1 pseudogene is annotated in these 223 nt (G+C 52.9%); it reads right to left on the reverse strand.

Annotated features, from left to right (window positions below):
- Nucleotides 1-223, reverse strand: a pseudogene (locus tag ABR397_RS24725) (type VI secretion system tip protein VgrG); the annotation flags it as partial.

The raw sequence follows: 223 nt of genomic DNA on the forward strand, positions 1-223 counted from the left end.
AACGCGGATACAACCGTCTTCATTGACATAAATCTCTTCCCCGGCCGGGCCAACCACGGTTGCCACTTCATCACCATCCGCCAGCGGTTTGTAGCGATACAGCGCTCGCCAGTCCTGATAGCCGGAAATAAAACTGAATTCATTATGCAGATAAGTTCCTGATCCGCCACGGGCTTCTTGCAGGGCCTGCGGACACTTGCCGTAATGGTGAATGGTCACGATT

The organism is Photorhabdus viridis (assembly GCF_040256935.1).
GTDB lineage: Bacteria > Pseudomonadota > Gammaproteobacteria > Enterobacterales > Enterobacteriaceae > Photorhabdus > Photorhabdus viridis.